Source organism: Aeromonas veronii (assembly GCF_040215105.1).
In the GTDB taxonomy this organism is placed as follows: Bacteria; Pseudomonadota; Gammaproteobacteria; order Enterobacterales; family Aeromonadaceae; genus Aeromonas; species Aeromonas veronii_G.
In genome coordinates this window covers 2,749,799-2,763,187 of the sequence record NZ_CP157875.1, presented here as the reverse complement: position 1 = coordinate 2,763,187, position 13,389 = coordinate 2,749,799, and the positions used below count along the sequence as shown (strand labels likewise).

The window sequence follows — 13,389 nt, the reverse complement described above, 5'->3', positions numbered from 1 at the left end:
CTGAAGGTCTATGGGGTGTGGCCTGTGGGCCGTTTTTTTTCTTATTGATGGATTGATTCTAAAGGGTTCTGAATGTACCGCATACTCTCGCAGCAGAAAGATTTTATTGTCGTGAATAAAGGGCCAGGCCTTGGCATGCATGATGAAGCCGGGGAGGAGGGGCTGATCCATCAGGGGCTGGTCAGCCGGGTGCGTGCCGACACCGGGTTGGAGCTCTATCCGGTGCATCGGCTCGACAAGATGACCTCGGGGCTCTTGTTGCTGGCCCGGACCCCGGAAGTGAATCGGGCGCTGAGCATGGCCTTCGCCGAGCGGCGGGTGAGCAAGCAATATCTGGCGCTGTCAGACAGAAAACCGAAGAAGAAACAGGGCTGGGTCAAGGGGGACATGCAAAAAGGGCGTGGTGGCAGCTGGATGCTGGCCCGCAGTCAGGACAATCCCGCCATCAGCTGGTTCGATTCGGCATCGGTGCGGGAGGGGCTGCGGCTCTATCGCATCAAGCCCCAGACCGGCAAGACCCACCAGATCCGGGTCGCCCTGAAGAGCATCGGCGCCCCCATCCTCGGGGATGAGCGTTACGGCGGTACCGCCGCGGATCGCGGTTATCTGCACGCCTGGCGTCTTTCCTTCTCTCTGGGGGAAGAGGCATATGATTTCGTCTGTCAACCGGATGAAGGGCAGTGGTTTATGCTGTCAGAGCTGCACGACACCCTCGCTGGACTGGTGCCATGAGCCACGCGTCCGGGGTGGAGGCTGAGTGGCCGCAAACAGGGTGGATCCTGGCGGATTTTGACGACACCCTGGCACCCGATGACAGCCACGCGGGTCTGCTGCGCTACATCCTCTATCGCCGCCGCTGGCCCCTGTTGCTGCTGCCGGTCATCGGTCTTGGCGGTCTCATCTACCTGTTGCCCGGTCAAGTGTTGTCAAACCCGCGGCGCCTGGGGATCGCCCTCATCTGGTGGGCCATCACCCTCGGGCTCTCGCCCCTTGGCTGGCGCGCTCTGGTACGTGACTATTGCCGTACCCGGCCCGGCCTCTACAAAGAGGCGCGGACCCTGCTGATGGCACAGGGGGATCGCTGCTGGGTGATCTCGGCAAGCCCTCAGGCCCTGGTGCGGGCACAGCTCCATCGCCAGCTCCCCGGTCATTTACCTCACCGCATACTGGGTTCCCGCATGCGTTATCGCCGGGGTGGCCTGGTGCCCGGCTTTTACTGTCACGGCCAGCACAAGATCCTGCCCGAGATCCGGGCGCTCAAACCCTCTCTCACCTTGAGCGACAGCCTGCACGATCTGCCGCTGCTGGCGCTGGGGGAGCGGGCCTGGCTTATCAATCCGACGCCGGCACAATTGCACGCTGCACGGGCAAGCATTCCTCGAATAGAGCCCAAATCCTGGTCCCTGTAAGGCAAAGCTGACAGCCCTGTGGGTCCCTGAGAGGGGATCCACAAGGTTGCGCTTGTGATGTCACAGCTTGTTTACATCTTTCTCGGCGTCTGTCCGGAAAACTATCTGCAAACCGCCTCTTCTCTTCTGCCCGGCTCCTGCCTCTAATGAAACAAGGTATTAACAATTCGTGATTGAGGGACCTGGTGTCCTGATGCCAGCCTCCTCAATCGGGTTTCATTCATCATCGGCACACGGCCATGGGGCCGTCGCAAGGAGCGCAGCATGACCACCTCTTCCTCCCCTACCCAGACCATCAATCCCCTCGGCACCGACGGTTTCGAATTCGTGGAATACACGGCGCCGGATGCCAAGGGCATCGCCGCCCTCAAGGCACTGTTCGTCTCGTTGGGCTTTGCCGAGGTGGCGCAGCACAAGCACAAGCAGTGCTGGCTCTATCGCCAGGGGGATATCAACTTCGTGGTCAACGCCGAACCCCACTCCCAGGCGGAGCAGTTTGCCAGCCTGCACGGGCCGAGCGTCTGCGGCATGGCGTTTCGGGTGAGTGATGCGGGCCGCGCCCAGCAGTATGCCATCGCCAAGGGGGCCAAGCCGTTTGTGGGCAAGATAGGCCCCATGGAGCTCAATATCCCCGCCATCTACGGCATCGGCGAGAGTACCCTGTCGTTTGTGGACCGCTACGGCGAGCGGGGCTCCATCTACGACGTAGACTTTGTGTTTTACCCCGATTGGCAGGCCCGCATGGCGGAGGTGGACGCCGGCCTCTATGAGATCGATCACCTGACCCACAACGTGCAACGCGGCAACATGGACGTCTGGTCGAACTTCTACGAGCGGATCGGCAACTTCCGCGAAATTCGCTACTTCGATATCGAGGGCAAGCTGACCGGCCTGCATTCCCGCGCCATGACGGCCCCTTGCGGCAAGATCCGCATTCCCATCAATGAATCCGCCGATGACAAGTCCCAGATCGAGGAGTACCTGCGCCAGTACAAGGGGGAGGGGATCCAGCACATTGCCATGGCCTCCAGCGACATCTACCACACCATCCGCACGCTCAGAGGGCGGGGAACCGGCTTCATGCCTACGCCGGATACTTATTACGAAGGGGTGAACAGCCGGGTCGCCGGCCATCAGGAGGATCTGGCGGCCTTGAGTGAGCTGCGCATCCTCATCGATGGTTCACCGACCAAGGACGGCATACTGCTGCAGATCTTCACCGACACCGTCATCGGCCCCGTGTTTTTCGAGATCATCCAGCGAAAGGGTAACGAGGGGTTCGGTGAGGGGAACTTCCAGGCACTGTTCGAATCCATCGAGCTGGATCAGATCCGCCGGGGGGTGCTCCACGGCGAGAAGGACGGAGAGTTGCACGATGCGTAATTGCCACCTTGTTCACATCCGGGCAGGAGGTTGCCATGCGTAACTGGATAAGCTTTCCCCACCGGGAGGGGACCCACTCCCGCCAGGCCCACGCCGATCTGCCGGAGCAGGCCATCTACGAGCGCGAGCTCGGGCGCGCCGGCTTTTTCGGCCCGGCCACCCACATGCACCACAAGCATGCCCCCACCGACTGGGTGGGTTGGGAGGGGCCGCTGCGGCCAAGGGCTTTTGACTTGAATGGCCTGACCGAGGAGATAAGCTCCCTCTCCCCCTGGGTGATGCCGGACATTCTGCACAACGCCCACTGCCGCTACCGGGTGTGGCGCCTGTCCGAGGAGATGCCCTTCCTGGTGCGCAATGCCGACGGTGACGAGCTGCTGTTCATCCACGAGGGGAGCGGGGAGCTCTATTGTGATTACGGCCACCTGAGCGTGCGGGACGGGGACTATGTGGTGATCCCCCGTGGCACAATGTGGCGCATAGAGCCGACTGAGCCGCTGTTCATTCTGATGATAGAGGCCACGGACGACAGTTATCAGCTGCCGGACAAGGGGCTGGTGGGTAATCATGCCATCTTCGATCCGGCGGCCCTGGAGGTGCCCGCCATAGACCCGGCCTTCCTCGCCCAACAGGATGAGAATCCCTGGTCCCTGCAGATCAAGCGTCACAATCAGGTCTCGGTCGTCACCTGGCCGTTCAATCCGCTGGATGCCCAGGGCTGGCACGGGGACTTGTGCGTGGTGCGCCTCAACTGGCGCGACATTCGCCCGCTGATGAGCCATCGCTACCACCTGCCTCCCTCGGCCCATTCCACCTTCGTGGCGAGCCGTTTCGTGGTCTGCACCTTCGTGCCGCGCCCCATCGAGAGCGATCCCGGTGCCCTGCGGGTGCCTTTCTACCACAGCAACGATGACTTCGATGAGGTGCTCTTCTACCACGCCGGTGACTTCTTCAGCCGGGACAACATAGAGCGGGGCATGGTCACCTTCCATCCGGCCGGTTTCACCCATGGCCCCCATCCCAAGGCGTTCGCGGCAGGCCAGGCCTATGCCAAGAAATTTACCGACGAGGTGGCCGTGATGCTGGATACCCGGGATGCCCTGAACGTGGGCAGTCTGTGTGAGGGGGTAGAGAACCCCCGTTACGTCAACAGCTGGCTGCGCCCCGAACTCGCCCCGAGTGGCAAATAAGGATCTCTCATGAAACTGGCAACATTGAATAATGGCAAGCGTGACGGCGCCCTGGTGGTGGTGAGCCGGGATCTCTCCCGCGCCGTTCTGGTATCGGGCATAGCGCCGACCCTGCAGGGGGCGCTGGATGAATGGCCGCAGACCGCCCCCCGCCTTGCCGCCATCTATCAGGCGCTCAACGATGGGGCCCTGGCCGATGCCTTCCCCTTCGATGAGTCGGCCTGTCTCTCTCCGCTGCCCCGTGCCTACCAGTGGGCGGATGGCAGTGCCTATGTCAACCACGTGGAGCTGGTACGCAAGGCGCGCGGCGCCGAGATGCCGGAGAGCTTCTGGCACGATCCCCTGATGTATCAGGGGGGCTCCGACAGCTTCCTGGCTCCGCGCGGCGCCATCGTCATGGGGGCCGAGGAGTGGGGCATCGACTTTGAATCCGAGGTGGCCATCATCACCGACGATGTGCCCATGGGGGTAAGCCAGGAGGCGGCCGCGACCCACGTCAAGCTGCTGATGCTGGTCAACGACGTGAGCCTTCGCAACCTCATCCCGGGGGAGCTTGCCAAGGGGTTTGGCTTCTTCCAGTCCAAGCCCTCCAGCACCTTCTCGCCGGTAGCCATCACCCCGGACGAGCTCGGCCAGGATTGGCGCGATGGCAAGGTGCACCTGCCGCTGTTGACCCATCTGAACGGTGCCCTGTTCGGTGCCCCGAATGCGGGGGTGGACATGACCTTCAACTTCTTCGAGCTGATTGCCCACGCCGCCAAGACGAGGCCGCTCGGGGCAGGCTGCATCATCGGCTCCGGCACCGTCTCCAACTACGACAGAAGCGCCGGTTCCTCCTGCCTCGCCGAGCTGCGGATGCTGGAAATTATCGAGTCAGGTCAGGCCACTACACCCTTCCTGCGCTTTGGTGATACAGTGTCCATCGCGATGCAGGATCGCAACGGGATGAGTCTGTTTGGCACCATTTCACAGCGTGTCACGCAAGGGGATGCCAGCCAGACGAGCTAGGAGCCTTGGCCGATCACCGGGTCGGCAGGCGACAAGGCAGGTGCCAGTCACCTGCCATCACAGGGACAGAATATGCTGCAGTTGTTTGGATATTGGCGTTCATCGGCCAGCTTTCGCGTGCGTCTGGTGCTGCAACTGAAAGGCCTCAGTTATGAGCAGCACCCGGTCCATCTGGGCAAGGGGGAACAGAAAGAGAAGGCTTATCGCCGCGTCAATCCCCAGGGATTGGTGCCCTTTCTGGTCGATGGTGAGGTGCAGATAGGCCAGTCCGTCGCCATCATGGAGTACCTCGACGAGACCTATCCTGCCTACCCGCTGATGCCCTCCGCCGCCGAGGACAGGGCCAGGGTGCGCCAGATCGTCAACATGATCGCCTGCGACATCCATCCCCTGAACAACCTGAGGGTACTCAACTACCTGGAGCAGGAGCTGGGGCAGGGCAAGGCGCACCGTGACCAGTGGTACTGCCACTGGATCGACGAGACCTTCACCGCCCTCGAGCAGTTGCTGATGACCACGGCCGGGGTCTACAGCGTCGGCAACGAGGTGACCCTGGCGGACTGCATGCTGGTGCCCCAGGTCTACAATGCCCGCCGCTTCAACATGACCCTGAGCGACTACCCCACCATAGAGCGCATCGTCGCGAACTGTGAACAGTTGCAGGCCTTTATTCAGGCGGCTCCCGCCAATCAGCCGGATGCACAAGGGTAATTTTTTGGGGAGGGGGATGAGCTTAAACTTATAGAAAAAGTATTTGTTTTGGGCTCATGAGATTCTATGTGTTATTTACAGCTTTTTGCATGATAGAAAATGGCTTTCTCGATTTTTTAGAGAGAGTCATTTTTAGTTACCATTAATTTCGCAGCCTCGACTTACCAACAGACTAGTTATTCATTAATCGATGATGATGTGAAGCTGTATTTTGAAAAGAGGCATCACCACCTATGCATTTATATGTCGCGTATAGGTTATTTATTTGTTTTTGATTCCCATCACATTTTTCCTACTTGTTGTATGAGAGTCTTATGTATTCTTTTTATTTTATGGGGATATAATATGTCATATACAATAGACGGTAACTGGAAAGCTGGTTGGGCACTAGATCTACATACAACCAATAGTGTTATGCTTCCTGATGGAAGTTTCGAAAATACGTACTCCACAATAGGTCATGCACTTAATAGGTTGAAGTATCACAGTGAAGATCATATAGATTTTCTGGTGAATGAAATTGTGCGTTTTATGCGTACAAGAATAGTCACACAGTACATATCGGCAATTGTTCCTGTTCCGGCATCTAAAGACCGACGAATACAGCCGGTATATGTAATTGCGGAGCGAGTAGCCAAGGTGTTGAATATCACATATGACCCTAGTTATTTGGTAAAGGTAAAAAATACGGCAGAATTAAAATCTATAGAATCACCGCAGGAACGTAGCGCTCTTCTGAATGGAGCTTTTCATGTAGACGCCAGATACAAAAATAAAAAAATATTGATTGTGGATGACTTGTTTCGGTCAGGGTCGACCCTTAACGAGCTAACAAAAACCATGTATAATATCGGCCTGGTCAATGATGTATATGTAGTCACACTAACCAAAACCAGGGTGCATAGGTGATGAGTAGCGTATTTTTTTCTGGTTCAATTAGCATTAAGTCTTTACCTGAGCGCATACAGGCAAGTGTTGATCAGATAAAGGATATCGGTCAATATAATATCTTGGTTGGCGATGCAGCAGGGTTTGACATACTTCTCCAAGAATATTGTCGAAAAATAAACTTTACCAAAGTAACTGTGTATAGCATTAGCGAAATACCAAGGAACTATATTGATGGATTTAAATTGATAAATGTTCCTGTGCCAAATGATGTTAAAGGTGAGCGAAAGAGACAAACATTTAAAGATGAGAGGATGACCTTAGACTCAGATATTAGTTTTATTGTATGGGATGAGAAAAGTACAGGCTCATATAATAATATTATTAGAGCATTGCGCAATGAAAAAAAGGTAAGAGTGTTTTCTACGAAGCTGGAGCTTCCAATCAACGAGATAACTGAAGAAAACATTACTAAAATATATCATAGCTCTAATGGACTGACTGCTAGCGACGTATTAAATATGCTTTATGAGAATGGTGTAAAAGAATTTGATGATGTTAAAAAACTAAATGCATATCTTGTTAGCCATAGATACATATCGAAAAGCTCTGAAGAAAATAAATCTACATATAAAACATTAATTGATGATGTTTCATTTAATGTCATGCATCGAGGTAAACATGCAGGCATTAGATTTAGGCCTGATTTTGTAAAGACTTTAATTACTAAGCTAAAAGCCAAGAATAATAACAATGGATATGGTGGTATGAGGGGCTGAAAATACCGCCAACCATATAAGGTTGGCGATATTCATCTCAAATGTTTCGGTGTAGTCAAATTAACCAAAACATGCTTAGTAACCCTGTTGGTGGACGTCCATCACGGCGCGACCGGATGGATCGGCCATCTCCTTGAACTTGGCATCCCACTCCAATGCAGTCGGAGTGGAGCAGGCGACCGACTTGCCGTAGGGCACGGTGCGGGCGGCGGCTTCCAGCGGGAAGTGCTCGTCGAAGATGGCGCGGTAGAAATAGGCTTCCTTGGTGAGCGGGGTGTTGATGGGGAAGCGGAATGCCGCCGCCTCGAACATCTGATCCGTCACCTCTTCCTCGACCATGGCTTTGAGGCTGTCAATCCAGGAGTAACCCACGCCGTCGGAGAACTGCTCCTTCTGACGCCAGGCCACCTCGTGGGGCAGCAGCTCCTCGAACGCTTCCCGCAGGATATGCTTCTCGATCTTGCCCTTACCGCACATCTTGTCGGCGGGCTGCAGGCGCATCGCCACGTCCATGAACTCCTTGTCGAGGAAGGGCACACGGCCCTCCACGCCCCAGGCTGCCATGGATTTGTTGGCCCGCAGGCAGTCATACAGGTGCAGGGAGGCGAGTTTGCGCACGTTCTCTTCGTGGAACTCGCGGGCGTTCGGCGCCTTGTGGAAGTAGAGATAACCGCCGAACAACTCGTCCGAGCCCTCGCCCGAGAGCACCATCTTGATGCCCATCGCCTTGATATAGCGGGCCATCAGGTACATGGGGGTGGAGGCGCGGATGGTGGTGACGTCATAGGTCTCGAGGTGATAGATGACGTCCCGCAGGGCATCCAGCCCCTCTTGCACGGTGAAGTGGATCTGGTGGTGAATGGTGCCGAGGTGATCGGCCACCTTGCGGGCGGCGGCGAGATCCGGTGAGCCTTCCAGCCCCACGGCGAAGGAGTGCAACTGGGGCCACCAGGCCTCGCTCTTGCCATCGTCCTCGATGCGGCGGGCCGCATAGAGCTTGGTGATGGCGGAGATGACGGACGAATCCAGACCGCCGGAGAGCAGCACGCCGTAGGGCACGTCGCACATCAGCTGACGCTTGACCGCCGCTTCCAGCGCCGCTTTCAGTTCAGCCTTGTCGCTGACGTTCTGCTCGACCGCGCCGTATTCCATCCAGTCGCGTTTGTACCAAGTTTTAAGTTCGCCATCCTTGCTCCACAGGTAGTGTCCCGGCGGGAAGGTCTCGACGCTCTTGCACACCGGTACCAGGGCCTTCATCTCGGACGCCACGTAGAAGTTGCCGTGCTCGTCGCGGCCGGTGTAGAGGGGGATGATCCCCATGTGATCGCGACCGATGAGGTAGGCATCCTGTTCGGCGTCGTAGAGGATGAAGGCGAAGATGCCGTTCAGATCGTCGAGAAACGCCGGGCCTTTCTCCTTGTAAAGCGCCAGCAGCACTTCACAGTCGGACTTGGTCTGGAACTGGAAATCGACCTTGAGGGTCTTCTCCAGTTCCTTGTGGTTGTAGATCTCGCCGTTGACGGCCAGCACATGGGTACGCTCGGGGTTGTAGAGCGGCTGGGCGCCATTGCCCGGATCGACGATGGCCAGGCGCTCGTGCACCAGAATGGCCTTGTCAGAGCTGTAGACGCCGGACCAGTCAGGCCCGCGGTGACGCAGTCGCTTGGACATTTCCAGGGCCGACTTGCGCAGGGCGACTGCGTCGGACTTGATGTCCAGAATGCCGAAAATAGAACACATTGGCGGTAATCCTCATTGATTTTTATAGAGCCCCCCACGTTTGGGCTCGAAATTCCATTTACATTCCTCGCCAATCACAATGCCTAGCGTAAAACCCTTTTGCAAGCGGGAAAACCGCATAAAATCATGCCGCCAGCGTCAAGCGGGCGGCAGGGGAAGGGGCTGAAAAGAGGAGTCGGTTGACGGGGACGTCAAGCCGTCGCGGGCTCGAAGATCACGTAGAGCTTGCGGCAGGCGACCAGGGTTTCCCACTGCCCGACAAAGCCTGCCGGGATGACGAACTGATCACCGGGTCTGAGGTGCAATGTGCCCCCTTTATCGTCGTGGATCAGCGCCTCGCCCTCGAGCAACTGGCAATACTCGTGCTCGGTGTAGTGCACGGCCCAGCACCCGGGCTCGCAGGCCCAGAAGCCCACGTGAAACTGCTGGCTCGGGTCGGAATAGTGATTCCACAGGGTCTGGCTCGGATGGCCGGACTGGATGCGATCGGGAGCGGGCATCAGCGGAGTGGGGGAGACGGGGTGCCTGTCCAGCAGGATCCAGTCGCTGAGGTTCTTCATGAGGCCTCCTTGCAATGAGAGGGAGCGTCCTGCTCCCGTTTATTTTGTTTAACGGTGTTGCGATTAAGTTAAACGAAGAGGCGCCCCTTGCCAAGGGGCGGGGGAGGCGCAAGCCGGGGAGATCAGACGATGTCGATGTCGACCACGGAGTCGAAGATGTGGTTTGGTCGAAACGGCATGCGGTCGATGTCCGCCACCTTGCTCACCCCGGATAGCACCAGCACGGTTTCCAGTCCTGCCTGGAAGCCCGCCAGGATATCGGTGCGCAGGTTGTCGCCGATGATGATGGTGTCGTCGGAGTGGGCCTCCATCCGGTTGAGCGCCGCGCGGATGATCCAGGCACTCGGCTTGCCCACGTAGAAGGGCTTCTTGCCGGTCATTCGTTCGATGGGGGCGCAGAGGGCACCGCAGGCCGGGTACATCATGGGGCCGTGGGTGTCCGGGTTGGTGGCGATGAAGCGGGCCCCCTGATCCACGAACTTGGCGCCGAGCTGCATCATGCTCCAGTTGTAGTTGCGGGTCTCCCCCACCACCACGAAGTCGGGGTCGATGTCGGTGATGGTGAAACCGGCCTTGTAAAGCTCGTGGGTCAGGGCCCCTTCACCGATCACATAGGCCTTCTTGCCATCCTGGCGCTTGAGAAAATCGGCGGTGCCCATGGCGGAGGTGTAGAAGCACTCCTCGGGCACCTCGATGCCGGCGGAGCGGAAGCGGTTTTGCAGATCTTTCTGGGTCTGGGCCGGATAGTTGGTGAGGAACAACAGCTTGCTGCCCTGCTCCAGCAGGCGATGAACGAAGCGATCAGCCCCCGGAATGAGATCGTTGTTGTGCAGGATGACGCCGTCGATATCGCAGATGACGTTTTTCTTCATAGGGACTCCTTGTAGGGGAGGTGGTTCTCCACCTCTCATGTCTTCAATCAGTTATGGTTTTTCTGGCGCCATTATAAGGCGCTTTGATGACAAGTCTCCCCCGGCGCGCCAGATGGGCGTCCTCAAGGAATAAAAGGCGGCATACCGGCAGTTGACCCCGCGTCTTGGGGCCTGGCGGGTGAACTATCATGCTGTTAAATGCAGAAATACATACCAAATGAATCGTATGCTCTCTATTTTGTAGTCAATAACACTACCTTGGGTCGACATTGAATGGCTTAGGGATGCTTGCCCGGCTTCTGATGGACGGTGAGGGGGCCGGGCGCAGGCCAGAGTGCGAGAGGGATGCGCGGGGAGGGCGGGAGGAAAAAGCACGGGGCCCATCGCGGCGGGCCCCGTGTGAGCGGGCAAGCACGTGGCTCAGTGCCGCCCTCGCAGGGCATTGAGCAGGATGCCGATGGTGGTGCCGTTGTGCAGCACCGAGGCGACGATGGGGCTCAACAGTCCGACCGCCGCCGCCCCCAGGATGGCGGTGTTGGCGCCGATGGTGATGCGGTAGTTGTCGTGAATGAGCCCCATGGCGGCGCAGGCCAGCTCGCGGGCCTCGGCCACCCGACCGATGTCGTCCTGCAGCAGGGCAATGTCGGCGGAGATGCGGGCGATGTCGGCCCCCTTCTGCATGGCGATCCCGACGTGGGCGCCCGCCAGCGCCGGGGCATCGTTGATGCCATCCCCGACGAAGGCGATGCGGGCCCCCTCTGCGGTGAGCTGCTCTATGATGCTGGCCTTCTCCTCAGGCAGCAGCTGGGCAAACACCTCGTCGATGCCGAGCCGATCGGCGAGATCCTGGGCCCTGTCGTGGTGATCCCCGGTCAGCATCAGGATCCGCTTCACCCCGGACTGGCGCAACCGGGCGAGGGTGGCGGCGCTCTGCTCGCGTACCGTGTCGCGCAGGGCCAGCACCCCGATGAGACTGCCGCCGTAGCCGATGTAGAGCAGGGTCTTGCCCTCGTGGTAGAGGCCGTGCAGGGTCTCTTGCCAGGGGCTGACATCGATCCCCTCATCTTCTTCCACGAAGTGGCGCGAGCCCACCACGATGCGTTTGCCGTCGATCTCGCTCGCCACCCCGTGGGCGACGATGAACTCCACCTCGGTGTGATCGAAGTGGCGCCCCTCGATGTTGCGGGACGCCTCCACCACGGCGATGGCCAGGGGGTGGAAGTAGTGCTCCTCCACCGAGGCGGCGAGCCAGATGAGATCGTCCGCCGTGTAGGCGGAATCGAAGGTGATGGAATCGGTCACCACCAGATCGCCGTTGGTCAGGGTGCCGGTCTTGTCGAAGATGAAGGTATCGGCCTCGGCCAGGCGCTCGAGGGCCGTGGCCCCCTTGATGAGGATGCCCCCCTTGCCCGCGGCATACATGGCCGACTTGAAGGCCACCGGGGTGGCGAGCTTGAGGGCGCAGGAGTAGTCCGCCTGCAGCACGGCGGCGGCGCGGCGCCAGTCTCCGCTGAGCAGGTAGGCCGAGCCCGCGAGCCCGAGCACCCTCGGCACCAGCCTGTCGGCCAGCCGGGAGGCCTGCAGTTGCACCTCGCTCTTGGCGGTGAGGGACTGCTGCACATAGTCGGCGATGCGGGCGGCGGCGGTGCGCTGACCCACGTGCTCGGCGTAGATGCGCAGTCGCCCATCCTCCAGCACGGTGCCGGACATCACGGCATCGCCCCGTGCCTTGGCCACGGAGCGGCTCTCGCCGGTCATGGAGGCCTCGTTGACATAGGCCTCCCCGCCGAGCACGGTACCGTCTATCTGGATGACCATGCCGGTGGCGACGATCACCGTCTCGCCCACCTGCACCTCGCCCGCCGGCACCAGGATCTCCACCCCGTCCCGCTCGACCCAGATCTCGTCGCTGGCGGGCTTGAGCAATTCCCGCAGCATGTCATCGGATCGCCGGGAGATGGACTCTTCCAGATATTCCCCCAGCTCCAGCATGAAGGAGGTGGTGTTGGCCGCGAGATAATCGCCGCTGCCAAGGGAGATGGAGACCGCCATGCCCTCCAGCACGTGGGAGGTGAGACCGCGGGAGAAGAGCTCCCCGGCGCCGTGGCGAAGCACCGGCATCGCCATCAGCAGGGAGAGGGGCAATCGCAGCGGCACCGGCAGCAGGTTGACCCCGAGCAGGGCCGCCAGATTGGTGGCGAGCCGGGTGCGGCTGACGGCATCAGGGGGCGATGCCGGCGGGGTTAACCGGCCCGGGGGCGGGGCGAGGGAGAGGATCTGCTCCGCCAGGGATTGTATTTCGGTCACCTGCGCGTCAAAGGTGACGATAAGCGAGCTGGCCTTGGGGTTGAACCTGACCGCCTGCACCCCGGGCAGATCGGCGATGGCGTAGCGAAGCCCCGGCTGATCCAGCGGCGGCCGTCCGTGGCAGCCATAGCGCCAGCGCGCCCGTCCCCGGCACTGGTGAACCAGGCGCAGGGAGGAGAGAGCGCTCTCGCTACTCATCCTGCTCGCCGCCCTGAGCCTGCAGCTCGGCCTGCATGTCCGCCATCTGTTCCTTGAGTTCGGCCACGCCGCCGCTGATGTCGCTGTAGAGGCGCACGGCGGAGCGCACTATCTTCTCGCGCATCTCGTCGTTGCTGAGCACATAGGCCGCCGCCGCCCCGATGGCGGCCCCCAGCAGCAGTTGCTGGGTGCTGTTGCCCTGCAACTTGCCGAGCCAGCCCTGGGCTTGCCCTATGCCAGCCTGAGCGCCGTTGCCCTGTGCCATCTGTGCCTTCAACAGCTTCTTGTAGGCCTTCTTGCTCTTCTTACCCATGAGATGATTCCTTTGGCTTGTTCAATGGAGG

Annotated in this window: 13 protein-coding genes; 8 read left to right on the top strand and 5 right to left on the bottom strand. The window is 59.1% G+C overall.

The genetic code is table 11. The features are described 5' to 3' along the window. Window positions 1-72 precede the first annotated feature (72 nt). From ABNP46_RS12800 to ABNP46_RS12765, 8 genes are all read left to right on the top strand, one after another. The gene (locus tag ABNP46_RS12800; protein WP_349918261.1) at window positions 73-732 is read left to right on the top strand and encodes a TIGR01621 family pseudouridine synthase; all 660 of its coding nucleotides are present in this window, start codon (window positions 73-75) and stop codon (window positions 730-732) included. Beyond that, window positions 729-1,409, top strand: a complete 681-nt coding sequence (locus tag ABNP46_RS12795; RefSeq protein WP_349918260.1) for a haloacid dehalogenase-like hydrolase — start codon at window positions 729-731, stop codon at window positions 1,407-1,409. Before ABNP46_RS12800 ends, ABNP46_RS12795 begins: the two co-directional genes overlap by 4 nt. A gap of 264 nt (window positions 1,410-1,673) precedes the next feature. Beyond that, window positions 1,674-2,792 carry a 4-hydroxyphenylpyruvate dioxygenase gene (hppD, locus tag ABNP46_RS12790; RefSeq protein WP_349918259.1) on the top strand — a complete coding sequence of 373 codons (1,119 nt, stop codon included), beginning with the start codon at window positions 1,674-1,676 and terminating at the stop codon, window positions 2,790-2,792. A 35-nt stretch (window positions 2,793-2,827) separates the two neighbouring features. Then, the gene (locus ABNP46_RS12785) at window positions 2,828-3,982 is read left to right on the top strand and encodes a homogentisate 1,2-dioxygenase (protein ID WP_349918257.1); all 1,155 of its coding nucleotides are present in this window, start codon (window positions 2,828-2,830) and stop codon (window positions 3,980-3,982) included. A 9-nt stretch (window positions 3,983-3,991) separates the two neighbouring features. Further along, window positions 3,992-4,990, top strand: a complete 999-nt coding sequence (locus ABNP46_RS12780; RefSeq protein WP_349918255.1) for a fumarylacetoacetate hydrolase family protein — start codon at window positions 3,992-3,994, stop codon at window positions 4,988-4,990. Between the two features lie 72 nt (window positions 4,991-5,062). Continuing rightward, on the top strand, window positions 5,063-5,701 hold the full coding sequence (gene maiA, locus ABNP46_RS12775; protein WP_349918253.1) for a maleylacetoacetate isomerase: 639 nt from the start codon (window positions 5,063-5,065) through the stop codon (window positions 5,699-5,701). A gap of 345 nt (window positions 5,702-6,046) precedes the next feature. Beyond that, the gene (locus ABNP46_RS12770) at window positions 6,047-6,610 is read left to right on the top strand and encodes a ComF family protein (protein WP_349918252.1); all 564 of its coding nucleotides are present in this window, start codon (window positions 6,047-6,049) and stop codon (window positions 6,608-6,610) included. Continuing rightward, window positions 6,610-7,368, top strand: a complete 759-nt coding sequence (locus ABNP46_RS12765; protein WP_349918251.1) for a hypothetical protein — start codon at window positions 6,610-6,612, stop codon at window positions 7,366-7,368. The genes ABNP46_RS12770 and ABNP46_RS12765 overlap by 1 nt, the downstream gene beginning before the upstream one ends. A gap of 75 nt (window positions 7,369-7,443) precedes the next feature. On the opposite strand, the gene asnB is transcribed toward ABNP46_RS12765, so the two are convergent. From asnB to ABNP46_RS12740, 5 genes are all read right to left on the bottom strand, one after another. Next, complete coding sequence (asnB, locus tag ABNP46_RS12760; RefSeq protein ID WP_349918250.1) at window positions 7,444-9,108, bottom strand: asparagine synthase B; 1,665 nt, start codon at window positions 9,106-9,108, stop codon at window positions 7,444-7,446. Between the two features lie 191 nt (window positions 9,109-9,299). After that, window positions 9,300-9,668: a cupin domain-containing protein gene (locus ABNP46_RS12755; RefSeq protein WP_349918248.1), complete on the bottom strand. Its 369-nt coding sequence runs from the start codon at window positions 9,666-9,668 to the stop codon at window positions 9,300-9,302. A 122-nt stretch (window positions 9,669-9,790) separates the two neighbouring features. Then, window positions 9,791-10,540 carry an HAD-IIA family hydrolase gene (locus ABNP46_RS12750; RefSeq protein WP_349918247.1) on the bottom strand — a complete coding sequence of 250 codons (750 nt, stop codon included), beginning with the start codon at window positions 10,538-10,540 and terminating at the stop codon, window positions 9,791-9,793. A gap of 420 nt (window positions 10,541-10,960) precedes the next feature. After that, window positions 10,961-13,045, bottom strand: coding sequence for a heavy metal translocating P-type ATPase (locus ABNP46_RS12745; RefSeq protein ID WP_349918245.1), 2,085 nt, complete (start codon window positions 13,043-13,045; stop codon window positions 10,961-10,963). After that, window positions 13,038-13,358, bottom strand: coding sequence for a hypothetical protein (locus ABNP46_RS12740; protein ID WP_349918244.1), 321 nt, complete (start codon window positions 13,356-13,358; stop codon window positions 13,038-13,040). Before ABNP46_RS12740 ends, ABNP46_RS12745 begins: the two co-directional genes overlap by 8 nt. Window positions 13,359-13,389: the final 31 nt, after the last annotated feature.

Bases quoted from the DNA above. Each gene is read 5' to 3' on its own strand.
- ABNP46_RS12800 (WP_349918261.1), top strand. From the start codon at position 73: ATGTACCGCATACTCTCGCAGCAGAAAGATTTTATTGTCGTGAATAAA.
- ABNP46_RS12795 (WP_349918260.1), top strand. From the start codon at position 729: ATGAGCCACGCGTCCGGGGTGGAGGCTGAGTGGCCGCAAACAGGGTGG.
- hppD (WP_349918259.1), top strand. From the start codon at position 1,674: ATGACCACCTCTTCCTCCCCTACCCAGACCATCAATCCCCTCGGCACC.
- ABNP46_RS12785 (WP_349918257.1), top strand. From the start codon at position 2,828: ATGCGTAACTGGATAAGCTTTCCCCACCGGGAGGGGACCCACTCCCGC.
- ABNP46_RS12780 (WP_349918255.1), top strand. From the start codon at position 3,992: ATGAAACTGGCAACATTGAATAATGGCAAGCGTGACGGCGCCCTGGTG.
- maiA (WP_349918253.1), top strand. From the start codon at position 5,063: ATGCTGCAGTTGTTTGGATATTGGCGTTCATCGGCCAGCTTTCGCGTG.
- ABNP46_RS12770 (WP_349918252.1), top strand. From the start codon at position 6,047: ATGTCATATACAATAGACGGTAACTGGAAAGCTGGTTGGGCACTAGAT.
- ABNP46_RS12765 (WP_349918251.1), top strand. From the start codon at position 6,610: ATGAGTAGCGTATTTTTTTCTGGTTCAATTAGCATTAAGTCTTTACCT.
- asnB (WP_349918250.1), bottom strand. From the start codon at position 9,108: ATGTGTTCTATTTTCGGCATTCTGGACATCAAGTCCGACGCAGTCGCC.
- ABNP46_RS12755 (WP_349918248.1), bottom strand. From the start codon at position 9,668: ATGAAGAACCTCAGCGACTGGATCCTGCTGGACAGGCACCCCGTCTCC.
- ABNP46_RS12750 (WP_349918247.1), bottom strand. From the start codon at position 10,540: ATGAAGAAAAACGTCATCTGCGATATCGACGGCGTCATCCTGCACAAC.
- ABNP46_RS12745 (WP_349918245.1), bottom strand. From the start codon at position 13,045: ATGAGTAGCGAGAGCGCTCTCTCCTCCCTGCGCCTGGTTCACCAGTGC.
- ABNP46_RS12740 (WP_349918244.1), bottom strand. From the start codon at position 13,358: ATGGGTAAGAAGAGCAAGAAGGCCTACAAGAAGCTGTTGAAGGCACAG.